Annotated in this window: 12 protein-coding genes; 3 read left to right on the forward strand and 9 right to left on the reverse strand. The window is 61.0% G+C overall.

What is annotated here, in order from left to right:
* A partial coding sequence (locus tag ACM6J5_RS07100; RefSeq protein ID WP_414928080.1) for a hypothetical protein occupies positions 1 to 1938 on the reverse strand: 1938 nt, incomplete at its 3' end.
* Positions 1939 to 2335: 397 nt separating this feature from the next.
* On the opposite strand from ACM6J5_RS07100, the gene ACM6J5_RS07105 reads away from it, so the two are divergent.
* Complete coding sequence (locus ACM6J5_RS07105; protein ID WP_007978448.1) at positions 2336 to 2938, forward strand: class I SAM-dependent methyltransferase; 603 nt, start codon at positions 2336 to 2338, stop codon at positions 2936 to 2938.
* Positions 2939 to 3362: 424 nt separating this feature from the next.
* Here the strand turns inward: ACM6J5_RS07105 and ACM6J5_RS07110 are convergent, their stop codons facing one another.
* A complete protein-coding gene (locus ACM6J5_RS07110; RefSeq protein ID WP_095943349.1) occupies positions 3363 to 3704 on the reverse strand; it encodes a DUF6124 family protein in 342 nt (113 codons plus the stop codon).
* 129 nt (positions 3705 to 3833) lie between these two features.
* Between ACM6J5_RS07110 and ACM6J5_RS07115 the strand changes: the two genes are divergently transcribed.
* On the forward strand, positions 3834 to 4481 hold the full coding sequence (locus ACM6J5_RS07115; RefSeq protein WP_095943350.1) for a LexA family protein: 648 nt from the start codon (positions 3834 to 3836) through the stop codon (positions 4479 to 4481).
* 39 nt (positions 4482 to 4520) lie between these two features.
* Here ACM6J5_RS07115 and ACM6J5_RS07120 read toward each other — a convergent pair whose 3' ends face one another.
* The 4 genes from ACM6J5_RS07120 to ACM6J5_RS07135 all read right to left on the reverse strand — a co-directional run bounded on the left by ACM6J5_RS07120 (position 4521) and on the right by ACM6J5_RS07135 (position 10203).
* Positions 4521 to 6476 (reverse strand): acetyl/propionyl/methylcrotonyl-CoA carboxylase subunit alpha, encoded by a 1956-nt coding sequence (locus tag ACM6J5_RS07120; protein WP_414928081.1) that lies wholly within the window; start codon positions 6474 to 6476, stop codon positions 4521 to 4523.
* Entirely contained in the window at positions 6476 to 7288 is an 813-nt protein-coding gene (locus tag ACM6J5_RS07125) for a gamma-carboxygeranoyl-CoA hydratase (protein ID WP_095943352.1), read from the reverse strand. The genes ACM6J5_RS07120 and ACM6J5_RS07125 overlap by 1 nt, the downstream gene beginning before the upstream one ends.
* A 131-nt stretch (positions 7289 to 7419) precedes the next feature.
* Positions 7420 to 9027: a carboxyl transferase domain-containing protein gene (locus ACM6J5_RS07130; protein ID WP_414928082.1), complete on the reverse strand. Its 1608-nt coding sequence runs from the start codon at positions 9025 to 9027 to the stop codon at positions 7420 to 7422.
* A gap of 12 nt (positions 9028 to 9039) precedes the next feature.
* Positions 9040 to 10203 (reverse strand): isovaleryl-CoA dehydrogenase, encoded by a 1164-nt coding sequence (locus ACM6J5_RS07135; RefSeq protein WP_007946948.1) that lies wholly within the window; start codon positions 10201 to 10203, stop codon positions 9040 to 9042.
* A gap of 292 nt (positions 10204 to 10495) precedes the next feature.
* Between ACM6J5_RS07135 and ACM6J5_RS07140 the strand changes: the two genes are divergently transcribed.
* A complete protein-coding gene (locus tag ACM6J5_RS07140) occupies positions 10496 to 12193 on the forward strand; it encodes an AMP-binding protein (protein WP_095945974.1) in 1698 nt (565 codons plus the stop codon).
* Positions 12194 to 12876: 683 nt separating this feature from the next.
* Here ACM6J5_RS07140 and ACM6J5_RS07145 read toward each other — a convergent pair.
* From ACM6J5_RS07145 to ACM6J5_RS07155, 3 genes are all read right to left on the reverse strand, one after another.
* On the reverse strand, positions 12877 to 13776 hold the full coding sequence (locus ACM6J5_RS07145) for a hydroxymethylglutaryl-CoA lyase (RefSeq protein ID WP_095945975.1): 900 nt from the start codon (positions 13774 to 13776) through the stop codon (positions 12877 to 12879).
* Positions 13777 to 13922: 146 nt separating this feature from the next.
* A complete protein-coding gene (locus ACM6J5_RS07150) occupies positions 13923 to 14324 on the reverse strand; it encodes a MerR family transcriptional regulator (protein ID WP_095945976.1) in 402 nt (133 codons plus the stop codon).
* Positions 14325 to 14530: 206 nt separating this feature from the next.
* Positions 14531 to 15460 (reverse strand): LysR family transcriptional regulator, encoded by a 930-nt coding sequence (locus tag ACM6J5_RS07155; RefSeq protein WP_095945977.1) that lies wholly within the window; start codon positions 15458 to 15460, stop codon positions 14531 to 14533.
* Between the last annotated feature and the right edge of the window lie 29 nt (positions 15461 to 15489).

Raw genomic sequence — 15489 nt, forward strand, 5'->3', positions numbered from 1 at the left:
TGCCGCCACTTGGGCGGTGGTCAAGGCCACCACCTGAGCCGTGGTCAGCGCCGCGACATCGACAGTCTGCAGGGCGCTGATCTGTGTCGACTTCAGGGCCGCGATCTGCGTCGTGGTCAATGCCGCGACCTGGGCGGTGGTCAAGGCTGCCAGTTGAGCGGCAGTCAGGGCGCCGACATCGGCAGTTTCCATTGCTGCCACCTGCGTGGTGGTCAGCGCGGCCACTTGAGCGGTGGTCAGTGCAGCCACTTGGGCGGTGGTCAGGGCCACGACCTGGGCGGTGGTCAGCGCCGCGACATCTACAGTCTGCAGGGCGCTGATCTGGGTCAGTTTCAGAGCCGCCACCTGGGCGGTGGTCAGTGCCGCCACTTGGGCAGTGGTCAAGGCGACGACACCTGCGGTGGTCAATGCACCGATATCGGCAGTTTCCATGGCCGCCACTTGTGTGGTGGTCAAAGCAGCCACTTGGGCGGTGGTCAGGGCTGCCACCTGAGCGGTGGTCAACGCCACCACCTGAGCGGTAGTCAGTGCCGCCACGTCAGCGGTTTCCATAGCCGCGATCTGAACCGGGGTCAGTGCCGCAACCTGGGCGGTGGTCAGTGCTGCCACCTGAGCGGTGGTCAGAGCCACGACGCTGGCGGTGGTCAGCGCGGCGACATCGGCGGCCTGCATGGCCGCCACTTGCGTGGTGGTCAGTGCAGCCACTTGGGCCGGTTTCAGCGCGGCGACCTGGGCAGTGGTGAGAGCCACGACCTGGGCGGTGGTCAGGGCAGCGGCCTGGGCGGTGGTCAGGGCCGCAACGCTGGTCGCTGGCAAGGCGGCGATGTCAGCGGTTTCGATGGCCGCCACTTGTGTGGTGGTCAAAGCAGCCACTTGCGCGGTGGTCAGTGCCGCCACCTGGGCGGTGGTCAGGGCCACCACCTGAGCGGTGGTCAAGGCGGCCACGTCGGCGGTTTCCATGGCACTGATCTGGGTCGGTTTCAGTGCCGCCACTTGTGCCGTGGTCAGTGCCGCGACCTGGGCGGTGGTCAGGGCGACGACGCCAGCGGTGGTCAGTGCGGCGACATCGGCGGCCTGCATGGCCGCCACTTGCGTGGTGGTCAGTGCAGCCACTTGGGCCGGTTTCAGCGCGGCCACCTGGGCGGTGGTGAGGGCCACGACTTGGGCGGTGGTCAGGGCTGCGGTCTGCGCGGTGGTCAGCGCCGCGACGCTGGCCACTGGCAAGGCAGCGATGTCAGCGGTTTCGATGGCCGCCACCTGGGTGGTGGTCAAGGCAGCGAGTTGGGTGGTTTTCAGCGCCGCGACCTGGGCGGTGGTCAGGGCCACCACCTGAGCCGTGGTCAAGGCGGCCACGTCGGCGGTTTCCAGTGCACCGACCTGGGCCGGGGTCAGCGCTGCGACCTGGGCAGTGGTCAGTGCCGCCACCTGAGCGGTGGTCAGGGCCACGACGCTGGCGGTGGTCAGCGCGGCGACATCGACGGTCTGCAGGGCCGCCACTTGCGTGGTGGTCAGCGCTGCGACTTGCGTGGTTTTCAGGGCCGCCACCTGGGCAGTGGTCAGGGCAACCACCTGGGCGGTGGTCAGTGCGGCGGTCTGGGCGGTGGTCAGGCTGGCGAGCGAGGCAACGGGCAGCGCAGCGATATCCGTCGTTTCGAAGGCAGCGACTTGCGTAGTCGTCAGCGCGGCGATCTGTGTGGTTTTCAGTGCGGTGACCTGAGCGGTGGTCAGGGCTACGACCTGCGCAGTCGTCAGTGCCGGTACCTGCGCGGTCGAAAGCACGGCAATGTTCGGCGTGGTGATGACCGCGATCTGCGCAGTGGTCATCACGGCGATCTGAGCGGTGCTCAAGGCGGCAATATCCTGGGTCGCAAGCCCGGCAATGGTGGTTGTACTCAGGGCAGCGACTTGCGCTGGGGTCAACGAAGAAATAAAGCTCATGGACGCATCCTGTATAGGGGTCATTTACGGCGCTGCCAGCGTTGTCGCCGTAGCCTTGGGCGAAAATTTGGTAGCCCTCGTGTCATTAGCGACACGGTCGCTGAAAACATTAAGAATCTTTTTGATGGCTTTTTGCCTTTTTTAAACTTTTAGTTATAAAAAGGTATTGTTTTATAGGCTCGTATAGTAATGGGTAGATATCATATAGCCACTATCTTGGGTTTCCGCCATTCTTTGCGAGCTGACCAGTCGGTACGCCGTTGTGCTGCCATGACCTTGACCCTCACCCAGCACTTCCCCTAGTGTGCGCGGGCGTCCGTTGGAGGCATTGGCCAGCGGAACATGCCCCCATTTCCCCTTTTGCCATCCGGCAAGGGCCTTGATCGAGTAACTGATTGTGAAAACCTTCCTCCATGTAGGTTGCGGTCCAAAGAGCAAGAACAGCACGACCAAGGGCTTCGCCTCGGAGCAGTGGCAGGAACTGCGCTTCGATATTGATGAGAGTGTCAACCCGGATATCGTCGGCACCATGACCGACATGTCCCAGGTCAAGGACGCTTCGGTGGATGCGCTGTTCTCCAGCCACAACATCGAGCATCTCTATCCCCATGAAGTGCCGGTCGCCCTGGCGGAGTTCAAGCGCGTCCTCAAGCCTGGCGGCTTCGTGATCATCACTTGCCCGGACCTGCAATCGGTGTGTGCCCTGGTGGCCGAAGACAAGTTGACCGACGAGGCCTACCTTTCACCGGCCGGCCCGATCGCGCCCATCGACATCCTCTACGGCCATCGCCCGGCCATGGCCAACGGCAACGTGTTCATGGCGCACCGTTGCGGTTTCACCAAGAAGGTTCTGACCGGCTCCCTGCAAGCGGCCGGCTTCGACATGGTGCTACCGATCCAGCGTGCCCATCCGGCCTATGACCTGTGGGCGGTGGCGGCTCTTGCGCCGATCTCCGAGCAGGAAGTGGTGGCGATCGCCAACCAGCATTTCCCTGCCTGAGCCATGCTGAACCGCGGGCCCGGCATGCAGGGCCCGACTTCGCCCAGGCAGATTTTGCGGGTCCGGACGCGTCGGGATGGTTTGTTCCACCACTGTATTTCCCAGCGGAATCATTGAGTGGCTCAATGGTCATCACCAGGGTGAACGCAGCGCAAAGAGACTAAGTGGAAAGCGCCGTACAATTTATTCCTTACGGAAAAATACGAAATGCGGCGGACAAAAAAAGACCCGGCAAAAAGCCGGGTCAAAAACCGTGATTAGCCTGATGAGGAGATAGTCCAGGAGACCGACCTAAGGCGACCTGGTCCATCGGCTGATCTCGCGATCAGTTGATGTAATAATAATCATTCTCGTTTGAGGGTCAAGCGTTTTTGCCTGCTCGACAGGAAAATTCTTTCCAGTCCTCTCGATTTGCCTTCTCACTTCAACCGTTTTCATACTTCTCCAGCGATCGATCGACCATCGCCTTGGCCATGTCGATCATGTGCACCGTCGAAAACGCCAGGTCGCGGCTTGCGCCTTGCAGGTGACTGGCTGACTCGTGCGCGGTGGCGGCAGCACAGCGCAACAGGTCCAGGGCATGGACCAGCGCCTCTTCGCCGCTGATATTGCGGTTCACATCAAAAAAACGCGGCTCGGCCACTTCCTCCGAAATAGCTGGTTTCAAGTAATAGTCCAGCGCGCGTTGTGCCGCCGCAGAGTCCAGGGGCGAGGTAAAGGTGTTGTCGATTTGCAGGTCCAGGCGGTCGTTGGTGGGTGGGTTCATGGCGATGGCAAGCTCCGTGTTAGATTCAGATCCGTGGATTGATCCTAATACGAACTGTATTTGTGACGACAATTTAAATACTACATTTTGTGTTTTGATGGCTGGAGTCGCCCACGTATCGTGCCGCACATGGATAAATGGATTGAATTGGTCAAGGCCAAGATGAGTGAACTCAAAATCACTCAAGAGATACTCGCCGAGCGCCTCGGGATGTCCCAGGGCGGCATTGGCCACTGGCTCAACAAACGTCGTGAACCCGGCATCGAAGACATGAACCGTGTGCTGGGGGCGCTGGGCCTTGAGTTTCTCGAAGTGGCGCTGGTGATCCGGGAACCGCTGGCGTCAACGGACGACGAAGTTCCCCTGACACAGAAGTACAACCCGTACTTTCGCTACCCGGTCAGTGACTGGCGCGAACCTGTCGAAGTGCGCGACGGCGAGGTCCCGGCGTACGGAAAAGGGCACTTTGAACTGTCCGATTACCACGCCCGGGGGCCGGCATTCTGGTTGAGGGTGGCAGGCGATGCGATGACCGCACCCAATGGCATGAGCATTCCGGAAGGCATGCTGATCCTGGTGGACCCTGCGGTGGACGCCGAGCCTGGCAAACTGGTCATTGCCCAGTGGCCGGGCAGCGCCGAAGCGACGTTCCGCAAGCTCATCGAAGAGGGCGGGCAGCGTTATCTGGTCCCGCTCAATCCGACGTATCCGAAAGCCTTGTACACCGAAGAGTGTCGAATCATCGGCGTAGTGGTTCAGGCAACAGCCAGGTTCTGATCAGATCGGTCCTCGCGGTGCGTAGGACCGATCTTCATTTCACGCTTCTTCCAGTTCGACCAGTGCACTGCCTTCGCTGACCATTTCACCTTCCTGGCAATACAGCGCCTTGATCACCCCGGCATGGGGCGCGCGGATGCTGTGCTCCATCTTCATCGCTTCCAGTACCACCAATTGCGCCCCGGCTTCGACCGATTGCCCGGCTTCCACCAGCACCCGGACGATGCTGCCGTTCATGGGGGCGGTGAGCCCGCCCTGATGGCTGTGGCTGGCCTCGACGGCGCTGATCGGGTCGTAGGTCTCGATGCGGTGCAACTCGCCATCCCACTGCAAATACACGTAATCGCCACGGCGTATTGCGCGGTGCTGACGGCGTACGCCAGCCTGCTCGGTCAGCAGCTGCTCGCCCTTGAGCCGAGCGCTGTGGGCATCGATGTCGCCCAGGGTCAGCGCCCGGTCCTGGCCTTCACAGCTCAAGTGCAGGGTGATTTCTCTCGGCAAACCCGCACGCAGGCCATTACCCGCCGCCCACGGCGAACTCGGGTCATCGGCGCGGGTGGCTGGCGGCTGACTCTGGGCAAACGCTTGGGCGGCGGCTTGCCAGAAATCATCGCTGAGTTCCGCCGGGGCCGGCAGCAATTGCTCCTGATAGCGCGGAATGAAGCCGGTATCCAGTTCGGCATCGGCAAACGCCGGGTGGCCGATGATGCGCCGCAGGAAGTTGATGTTGGTCTTCAACCCGCCGATGGCGAATTCGTCGAGCATGCTCAGCAGGCGCAAGCGCGCCTGTTCACGGTCTTCGCCCCAGGCAATCAACTTGCCGAGCATCGGGTCGTAGAACGGCGAGATCTCGTCGCCTTCTTCAACGCCGCTGTCCACTCGACGCCCCGGCCCTTGGGCGGATTCGCGATACAGTTCCAGGCGACCGGTCGCCGGCAGGAAATCGTTGCCCGGGTCTTCGGCATACAGCCGCACTTCGATCGCATGACCCACCAGTGGCACCTGGTCCTGAGTCATCGGCAAAGCTTCGCCACGAGCCACACGAATCTGCCAGGCCACCAGATCGAGGCCGGTGATGGCTTCGGTGACCGGGTGTTCCACTTGCAGACGGGTGTTCATCTCCATGAAGAAGAACTCGCCGCGCGCATCCAGCAAAAACTCCACGGTGCCGGCACCGACATAACCGATGGCCTGTGCCGAACGCACGGCGGCTTCACCCATGGCCTGACGCAACTCCGGGCTCAGACCCGGAGCAGGGGCTTCTTCGACGACTTTCTGGTGACGGCGCTGAATCGAGCAGTCGCGTTCGTTGAGGTACAGGCAGTTGCCGTGCTGGTCGGCGAACACCTGGATTTCCACGTGACGTGGCTTGAGCAGATATTTCTCCACCAGCATCCGCGAGTCGCCGAACGACGATTGCGCTTCACGCTGGGCCGAGGCCAGGGCTTCGGCCAGTTGGCTGACGTCCTCGACCACTTTCATGCCTTTGCCGCCGCCCCCGGCCGTGGCCTTGAGCAGCACCGGGTAGCCGATGCGCTCGCAGGCGTCGCGGAAGGTTTCCAGGTCCTGGGCTTCACCGTGATAACCGGGCACCAGCGGTACGCCGGCGGTTTCCATCAAGGCTTTGGCGGCGGACTTGCTGCCCATGGCGTCGATGGCCGACGCGGGTGGGCCGAGGAAGATCAAACCGGCGTTTTCGATGGCGCGAGCGAACCCGGCGTTCTCCGACAAAAAGCCATAGCCGGGGTGAATCGCCTGGGCGCCGCTGGCCTTGGCGGCGGCGATCAGTTTGTCGATCTGCAGATAGCTGTCGGCGGCTTTACTGCCACCGAGGTCAACCCGAATGTCGGCTTCGCGGCTGTGCCGGGCGTCACGGTCGGTGGCGCTGTGTACGGCCACGGTAGTCAGGCCCAGGGCCTTGGCGGTACGCATCACCCGGCAAGCGATTTCGCCACGGTTGGCCACCAGCAGGGTGGTGAGGACAGGTGCGCTCATCAACGGGGCTCCTTGGTGGTTTGTGCTTGCCAGCTCGGCGGACGTTTTTGCAGGAAGGCGCGCAGGCCTTCCTGGCCTTCGGGGCTGACGCGGATGCGGGCGATGGCGTTTTCGGTGTAGCGGCGCAATGCCGGGGTCAGTGAGCCGTCGCCGACTTCACGCAACAGGTCCTTGCTGGCGCGCATCGCGGCCGGACTGTTGAGCAGCAGATTGTCGATCCACTGCTCGACTTTCTGTTCCAGCTCGGCGCTTGCATAGCTCTCCGACAACAAACCGATTTCCCGAGCCCGTTGTCCGCCGAAGCGTTCAGCGGTCAAGGCGTAGCGACGGGTCGCGCGCTCGCCGATGGCTTGCACCACGAACGGGCTGATCACCGCCGGCGCCAGGCCGATGCGCACTTCCGACAGGCAGAACTGCGCGTCATCGGCGCCGATGGCCATGTCGCAGCAACTGATCAGGCCCAGCGCGCCACCAAAGGCTGCGCCTTGCACCACTGCCAGGGTCGGGACTTTCAGTTTGGCCAGGTTGTACATCAACTCCGCCAGTTCCCGGGCATCATCGAGGTTGGTGGCGTAATCGAGTTCGGCCGATTGCTGCATCCAGGCCAGGTCAGCGCCGGCGCTGAAATGCTTGCCGCGACCGCGCACGATCAAAAACCGCAGGCTGGCATCGCTCGCGACCTTGTCGAGGGCGAGGATCAGTTCGCGGATCATTTCGGCGTTGAACGCGTTGTTCTTTTCTTCACGGCTGAGCCACAGGGTTGCAAAACCCCTTGGGTCGCTCAGCAGTTCGAGGGTGTTGAATTCGCTCATATTCGTCCGTCTCCACAACTCTATTCTGTAGGAGCGAGCTTGCTCGCGATGGTCTTGAGGACGCCGCTGGGTGTCAGGCTTGCAGCGTTATCGTTGACGACCATCGCGAGCAAGCTCGCTCCTACAAAAAATCACATCCGGAACACGCCGAAGCGGCTCGGTTCGATTGGCGCGTTCAACGACGCGGACAAGGCCAGGGCCAGTACGTCGCGGGTCTGGGCCGGGTCGATGACACCGTCGTCCCACAGGCGCGCGCTGGAATAGTAGGGGTGACCCTGTTCTTCGTACTGGTCGAGGATCGGTTGCTTGATCTCGGCTTCCTGCTCGGCGCTGAAACCATGGCCACCGCGTTCGGCTTGCTCGCGCTTGACCTGCACCAACACGCCGGCCGCCTGTTCGGCGCCCATCACGCCAATGCGCGCATTCGGCCACATCCACAGAAAGCGCGGATCGTAGGCCCGACCGCACATGCCGTAGTTACCGGCACCGAAGCTGCCGCCGATGATCACGGTGAACTTCGGCACCTTGGCGCAGGCCACTGCCGTCACCAGCTTCGCGCCGTGCTTGGCGATGCCGCCGGCTTCGTACTTTTGGCCGACCATGAAACCGGTGATGTTTTGCAGGAACAGCAGTGGGATGCCGCGTTGGCACGCCAGTTCGATGAAGTGCGCGCCTTTCTGCGCCGCTTCAGCGAACAGGATGCCGTTGTTGGCGAGGATCGCGATCGGGTAACCGTGCAGGTAGGCAAAACCGCAGACCAGCGTGGTCCCGAACAGCGCCTTGAACTCGTCGAATACCGAACCATCCACCAGCCGCGCAATGACTTCGCGCACGTCAAAGGGTTGCTTGGCGTCGGCCGGGACCACGCCGTACAACTCGTCGCTGCTGTAGAGCGGGGCGATTGGAGTGCGTTGTTGAACCTCGCCTTGCTTGCGCCAGTTGAGGTTGGCCACGCTACGACGCGCCAGCGCCAGAGCGTGTTCATCGCTCTCGGCGTAATGGTCGGCCACACCGGAAATCTTGCAGTGCACATCGGCCCCGCCGAGGTCTTCGGCGCTGACCACTTCACCGGTCGCGGCTTTCACCAGCGGCGGGCCGGCGAGGAAAATCGTCGCTTGCTGGCGCACCATGATCGCTTCGTCAGCCATCGCGGGCACATACGCACCACCAGCGGTGCACGAGCCCATCACCACGGCAATCTGTGGAATGCCCATGGCGCTCATGTTGGCCTGGTTGAAGAAGATCCGCCCGAAGTGCTCGCGATCCGGGAACACTTCATCCTGACGCGGCAGGTTGGCACCGCCCGAATCCACCAGATAGATGCACGGCAGGCGATTCTGCTGGGCGATGGTCTGGGCGCGCAGGTGTTTTTTCACGGTCAGCGGGTAGTACGAGCCACCTTTCACGGTGGCGTCGTTGGCGACGATCATGCACTCGACGCCTTCCACGCGTCCGATCCCGGCAATCACGCCAGCAGCGGGGACGTCCTCGCCATACACCTCGTACGCCGCCAGTTGGCTGATTTCCAAAAACGGCGAGCCCGGATCGAGCAAGCGGTTGATGCGCTCGCGAGGCAGCAGTTTGCCCCGGGAAGTATGACGTTCCTGAGCCTTCGGGCCGCCACCTTGGGCCACTTGGGCGAGCAGGGTGTGCAACGCGTCGACCTGCTTGAGCATCGCCGCACTGTTAGTGGCGAACTCCGCTGAACGGGGGTTGAGCTGGGTATGCAGGGTAGCCATGTGCAGCTCCGTTTAGCGGGTTTCGTTGAACAGTTCGCGACCGATCAGCATGCGACGGATCTCACTGGTACCCGCGCCGATTTCGTACAGCTTGGCGTCACGCAACAGACGGCCGGCGGGGAATTCATTGATGTAGCCGTTGCCGCCGAGAATCTGGATCGCGTCGAGGGCCATTTGCGTGGCCCGTTCGGCGCTGTAGAGGATCACCCCAGCGGCGTCCTTGCGTGTGGTTTCGCCGCGCTCGCAGGCCTGGGCCACGGCATACAGGTAGGCGCGACTGGCGTTCAGTTGGGTGTACATGTCGGCGACCTTGCCCTGGATCAGCTGGAATTCGCCGATGCTTTGGCCGAACTGCTTGCGGTCGTGGATGTAGGGCACGATCAGGTCCATGCACGCCTGCATGATCCCGGTCGGGCCACCCGAAAGAACGACGCGCTCGTAGTCGAGGCCGCTCATCAGCACTTTCACACCGCCGTTGAGCACACCGAGGATGTTTTCTTCCGGCACTTCGACGTCATCGAAGAACAGCTCGCAGGTGTTCGAACCGCGCATGCCGAGCTTGTCGAACTTGTTGCTGCGGCTGAAGCCTTTCCAGTCGCGCTCGACGATGAAGGCGGTGATGCCGTGGGGGCCCTTTTCCAGGTCGGTCTTGGCGTAGATCACGTAGGTGTTGGCATCCGGACCGTTGGTGATCCAGGTCTTGCTGCCGTTGAGCACGTACTTGTCGCCGCGTTTGTCGGCGCGCAGTTTCATCGATACCACGTCGGAACCGGCATTCGGTTCGCTCATGGCCAGGGCGCCGATGTGCTCGCCGCTGATCAGCTTGGGCAGGTATTTGGATTTCTGCTCGTGGTTGCCGTTGCGGTTGATCTGGTTGACGCACAGGTTGGAGTGGGCGCCGTAGGACAGCGCCACCGAGGCCGAGCCACGGCTGATTTCTTCCATGGCCACCACGTGGGCCAGGTAACCCAGGCCGGCACCGCCGTACTCCTCCGGCACGGTAATGCCCAGCAGGCCCATGTCGCCGAACTTGCGCCACAGGTCGGCGGGGAACAGGTTGTCGATGTCGATCTGAGCGGCGCGCGGGGCGATCTCCTTGGCGACGAAGGACTGAACCTGATCGCGCAGCATGTCGATGGTTTCACCGAGGGCAAAGTTCAGGGATGGATAGCTCATGGGTCACCTTTTGGCATTTTTGTCGGTTGGTGAGACTGTCAATGGGTTCTCACCTTTACGTTAACGTAAGCCTGTGACGAATGGCTGTCAATCACCCTTTACGTTAACGTCAACTTGAGCGAGAGTAGAGCCAGTTCAAGATAGAACGCGGACCAATCCTGTAGGAGTGAGCCTGCTCGCGATGGCGGTGTATCAGTTGGCGACAATGTCGGCTGTAAGTCCATCATCGCGAGCAGGCTCACTCCTACAGGGGATCGCCGGTAGCCCATCAATAAAGACAATAGGGGTCGTCATGGATCAACCCAGTGCAAGCCCGCAACGCAGTTACACCCGTGGTTCCCAGGACAAAGCCTTGCTGGCGATGACCATTGGCCAGGCGTTCGACAACACGGTTGCACAGTACCCGGACGGGGAGGCGCTGGTGGTGCGCCATCAGCAGCTGCGTTACACCTGGCGGCAATTGGCCGAGGCTGCGGACCTGCACGCCAGAGCACTGCTGGCGCTGGGGCTGCAAACCGGGGACCGCCTTGGCATCTGGGCGCCCAACTGTGCGCAGTGGTGCATCAGCCAGATCGCCACGGCGAAAATCGGCGTGATCCTGGTCAACATCAACCCCGCCTATCGCAGTTCCGAACTCGAATATGTATTGAAGCAGTCCGGCTGCCAATGGCTGGTGTGTGCCGGAGCCTTCAAGTCCTCGGACTATCACGCGATGCTGCAAGGCCTGGTGCCGGAACTGGCCGAGCAATCCATCGGCAAGTTGCAGAGTGAGCGGCTGCCGCAGTTGCGTGGCGTCATCAGCCTGGATTCGCAGCCGCCGTCGGGGTTCCTGCCATGGTCGCAACTGGCCGATCTGGCGGGTAGCGTGGCGGTCGAGCAACTGCATGAACGCCAGGACAGCCTGCATTTCGATCAGCCGGTGAATATCCAGTACACCTCCGGCACCACCGGTTTCCCCAAGGGCGCGACCCTCAGCCACTACAACATTCTCAATAATGGCTACATGGTCGGCGAAAGCCTCGGCCTGACCGCCACTGATCGTCTGGTGATCCCGGTGCCGTTGTACCACTGCTTCGGCATGGTCATGGGCAACCTCGGCTGCATCACCCATGGCAGCACGATGATTTATCCGAACGACGCGTTCGATCCATTGTTGACCCTCGGCACCGTGGCCGAAGAAAAGGCCACCGCGCTGTACGGCGTACCGACCATGTTCATCGCCATGCTTGATCAACCTCAGCGTACCGGGTTCGACCTGTCGAGCCTGCGCACCGGGATCATGGCGGGCGCAACCTGTCCTATCGAAGTGATGCGCCGGGTCATCAGCGAAATGCACATGAGTGAAGTGCAGATTGCCTACGGCATGACCGAAACCAGTCCGGTGTCGTTGCAGACCGGTCCTTCAGACAACCTGGAACTGCGCGTGACCACCGTCGGCCGCACCCAGCCGCAACTGGAAAGCAAGATCATCGACGAGGCGGGCAACCTGGTACCGCGCGGCACCATCGGCGAGCTGTGCACCCGTGGTTACAGCGTGATGCTCGGTTACTGGAACAACCCGGAAGGCACGGCAGACGCCATCGACCAGGCCGGGTGGATGCACACCGGTGACCTGGCGAGCATGAATGACGAGGGTTACGTGCGCATTGCCGGGCGCAACAAGGACATGATCATCCGTGGCGGTGAGAACATCTACCCACGGGAGCTGGAGGAGTTTTTCTTCACTCACCCGGCTGTGGCGGACGTGCAGGTGATCGGGATTCCCTGCTCGCGCTACGGCGAAGAGATCGTCGCCTGGATCAAGTTCCACCCCGGTCACAGTGCCACCGAGCAAGAGTTGCAAACCTGGTGCAAGGAGCGCATCGCGCACTTCAAGACGCCGCGTTACTTCAAGTTCGTCGAGGAGTTTCCAATGACGGTGACCGGCAAGATCCAGAAATTCAGGATGCGCGAGATCAGTATCGAGGAGTTGCGCATCAACAAGGCCTGACTCATTCCCCTGTAGGAGCGAGCCTGCTCGCGATGGCGATTGAACATCCAGCAAGGATGTCGACTGACCCACCGCTATCGCGAGCAGGCTCGCTCCCACAGTGGGCGGTGGTGAGAAATATAAATGCCAGACAGCACAAAGGGGAGCCGAAGCTCCCCTTTAATTTCGTTGCGCGTGCTCTTTTTTTATTATTGAGGGTCGGTCTGTTGTTGTTTTTGGCAACCGTTGCCCTTTACCGCTGTTTTTGGCGATCCCCATTCGGGATCAAGAGCAAACGTATTTTTTTGAGCGCTGATCTACTTTCTCGCTGAGCGATCCAACCAGTTCGGGAGCTACCTGAAGGTAGTTTTATTATTCTCTGCCCGGTTGCGGGTAACTCCGAAAAGCACCCTGAAAAGCACATCTTCTCCAAAAAAATCTGTTAGCTGCGTCTCTGCCGTGTTGTTTTTGTTATGTCAGAGTCGTTACGTCTTGTTTTTATTAGGTTTGCCGCAATTTTTTTATTCTTGTTATGCGATAGATATAGCAGGAGGCGTGCCAACTTTTTAAAAGCCTTTAAAATCAATGGTTTGAAAACTTGTAGGGTTTTTCGTCTCAGGCAAAACCCTACATTTTGTTTCCGTGTTACTCGCTTCTGCCCACGTTTCAGAAACAGCGGTAACACCCTGACACACTCAGCGCACTCACTGTGCGCTGCGGGCCTTGGCCACGCGGGAGCCGGTAGGGCGACCCAATACTGTGCAGATCTGCTGGCCAGCGAGCATCAAGGCGTCGAGGTCGATTCCGGTGTCGATGCCCAGGCCGTTGAGCAGGTAAACCACATCTTCGGTGGCGACGTTACCGCTGGCGCCCTTGGCGTAGGGGCAGCCGCCCAGGCCTGCGATGGAACTGTCGAACACCGAAATGCCTTCCAGCAGGCTGGCGTAGATGTTTGCCACAGCCTGGCCGTAGGTGTCGTGGAAGTGACCTGCGAGTTTCTCCCGGGGCACATCCTTCGATACCACTTCAAACATCCTGCGGGTTGCGCCAGCGGTGCCGGTGCCGATGGTGTCCCCCAGCGAGACCTCATAGCAGCCCATGGCATACAGCTCGCGGGCGACCACGGCGACCTGCTCCGGGGCGACGTTACCTTCATAGGGACAGCCCAGCACACAGGACACATACCCGCGCACGGTCACCCCATGTTGTCTGGCGGCCTCCATGAGCGGCCCGAAACGCTCCAGGCTTTCGCTGATCGAGCAATTGATGTTGCGCCGGGAAAACGCCTCGGACGCCGCGGCGAACACGGCCACTTCCTTTACCCCGGCGGCGAGGGCATCTTCGAAACCGCGCAGGTTGGGGGCGAGCGCGCCGTAGACCACACCGGGTTTGCGCTGGATCTGCGCGAAGACCTCGGCGGAGCCGGCCATCTGCGGCACCCACTTGGGCGAAACGAAACTGCCGACTTCTATATAGCCAAGCCCGGCGGCGGTCAGTGCATCGACCAGTTGTACTTTGTCGGTAACACTGATGGGTTGGGCTTCGTTTTGCAGGCCGTCGCGTGGGCCGACTTCGACCAGGCGTACGTGGGTTGGGAGGGACATGGGATTCGACCTGTGTGAATTGTTCGAAGAATCCTGTAGGAGCGAGCCTGCTCGCGATGGACTCCCAGGCACCGCGTTTATCCAGCAGACACGCGTAATCGTTAACGACCATCGCGAGCAGGCTCGCTCCTACAAGGGGGCGGGTTTTATTGGATGGCTTCCTGGCTTTTGAGCGTCTGCTCCAGCGCCTGCACGCAGCGCTCTTCGGCGGTATCGAGTTCCAGTTTCATCTGTTCGATGTCCAGCATTTGCTGTTCAAGCTGCTCCCGGCGCTCGCTGATTTTCGCCAGCATGCTGTGCAGTTGCTTGGTGTTACCGCTGGACGGGTCGTAGAGTTCGATCAGCTCGCGGCATTCCGCCAGGGAGAAACCGATGCGCTTGCCCCGCAGGATCAGCTTCAGGCTGACCTTGTCGCGGGGCGAGTAAATGCGTTCCTGGCCACGGCGCTCGGGGCTGAGCAAGCCTTGCTCTTCATAAAAGCGAATGGCGCGGGTGGTGATGTCGAGCTCGCGGGCGAGGTCGGAAATGCTGTAGGTCTGGCTGCTCATGGGCGCGCTCGCAATAGGTCATGGCGCTAAGCTAATGGCAGGTTGACGTTTACGTCAAGGGGTGTGAGATTTCAGTGTTCTTGCGGGCCTCATCGCGAGCAGGCTCGCTCCCACAGTGGTTCTTCATTGAACTCAACATCTGAGTACAACAAATAATCCCTGTGGGAGCGAGCTTGCTCGCGATGGGGGCGCTTCGGTATCAAGCCCTACACCTTCTCGAGCTTTTTCTCCTGCGCCGTCACCTGCTGGCACAACTCGATCATCTGCTCGCGCATCCAGCGGTTCGCCGGGTCCTGGTCGGTGCTTTCGTGCCAGTAAAGGTGGGTTTCCACCGGCGGCACATCGTTGACCGGCAGATTAAAGGCTTGCAGATCGTTACGACGGGCAAAACGTTCCGGCACGGTCATGACCATGTCGGTCTGCTGCATCACCTGTGAGGCCATCAGGTAATGCTGGGAGCGCAGGGCGATCTTGCGCTGGATGCCCATCTTGCCCAGCGCCAGGTCGACATAGCCGAGGCCGCTGCGTCGGCTGGAAATATGGATGTGGGTCAGGCCCAGATAATCATCCAGGCTGAGTTTATCCTTGCCCGCCAGCGGATGCCCCTTGCGCATGGCGCACACGTAGCGGTCCTCCATCAACTTGACGTGACGCACCTGCGGGTCGGTGTTGAGTGGCGCATCCACCGCGAAATCGAGGCGACCGGCTGCCAGCTCTTTGGTGGTTTCCCGGCGTTTGGACAGGAAGCTTTCGATGATCACCGCCGGCGCCAGGCGGCGCAGGCGCTGGAACAATGGCGGCAGGATCACCGCTTCGGTGAGGTCGGTCATGCTGATGCGATAGGTCTTGACCGCTTGCTGCGGGTTGAAAATGCGGCTTTCCTGCACCGACACGCGCAGCAGCGAGAGCGCGTTGCGCACCGGGCCGATGATGTTCTGCGCCATGGGCGTGGGCACCATGCCTTGGGCGGTGCGTACGAACAACGGGTCGTTGAAGGTCTCGCGCAACCGGGCCAGAGCGTTCGACACCGCTGGCTGGGTAATGCCCACAATCTGCCCGGCACGGGTCAGGTTGGCTTCGGTGTAGATCGCGTCGAAGACGATGAAAAGGTTGAGATCGACCTTGCTCAGATTCATTACGCGGCTCTCTTATTGTGTGGGCGGGC

The organism is Pseudomonas sp. IT-P74 (genome assembly GCF_949768175.1).
GTDB lineage: Bacteria > Pseudomonadota > Gammaproteobacteria > Pseudomonadales > Pseudomonadaceae > Aquipseudomonas.

What these genes read in the sequence shown, in the direction of transcription:
- ACM6J5_RS07115 (WP_095943350.1), top strand. Translation starts at nt 3,834, where the DNA reads ATGGATAAATGGATTGAATTGGTCAAGGCCAAGATGAGTGAACTCAAA.
- ACM6J5_RS07110 (WP_095943349.1), bottom strand. Translation starts at nt 3,704, where the DNA reads ATGAACCCACCCACCAACGACCGCCTGGACCTGCAAATCGACAACACC.
- ACM6J5_RS07125 (WP_095943352.1), bottom strand. Translation starts at nt 7,288, where the DNA reads ATGAGCGAATTCAACACCCTCGAACTGCTGAGCGACCCAAGGGGTTTT.
- ACM6J5_RS07130 (WP_414928082.1), bottom strand. Translation starts at nt 9,027, where the DNA reads ATGGCTACCCTGCATACCCAGCTCAACCCCCGTTCAGCGGAGTTCGCC.
- ACM6J5_RS07150 (WP_095945976.1), bottom strand. Translation starts at nt 14,324, where the DNA reads ATGAGCAGCCAGACCTACAGCATTTCCGACCTCGCCCGCGAGCTCGAC.
- ACM6J5_RS07145 (WP_095945975.1), bottom strand. Translation starts at nt 13,776, where the DNA reads ATGTCCCTCCCAACCCACGTACGCCTGGTCGAAGTCGGCCCACGCGAC.
- ACM6J5_RS07135 (WP_007946948.1), bottom strand. Translation starts at nt 10,203, where the DNA reads ATGAGCTATCCATCCCTGAACTTTGCCCTCGGTGAAACCATCGACATG.
- ACM6J5_RS07120 (WP_414928081.1), bottom strand. Translation starts at nt 6,476, where the DNA reads ATGAGCGCACCTGTCCTCACCACCCTGCTGGTGGCCAACCGTGGCGAA.
- ACM6J5_RS07155 (WP_095945977.1), bottom strand. Translation starts at nt 15,460, where the DNA reads ATGAATCTGAGCAAGGTCGATCTCAACCTTTTCATCGTCTTCGACGCG.
- ACM6J5_RS07140 (WP_095945974.1), top strand. Translation starts at nt 10,496, where the DNA reads ATGGATCAACCCAGTGCAAGCCCGCAACGCAGTTACACCCGTGGTTCC.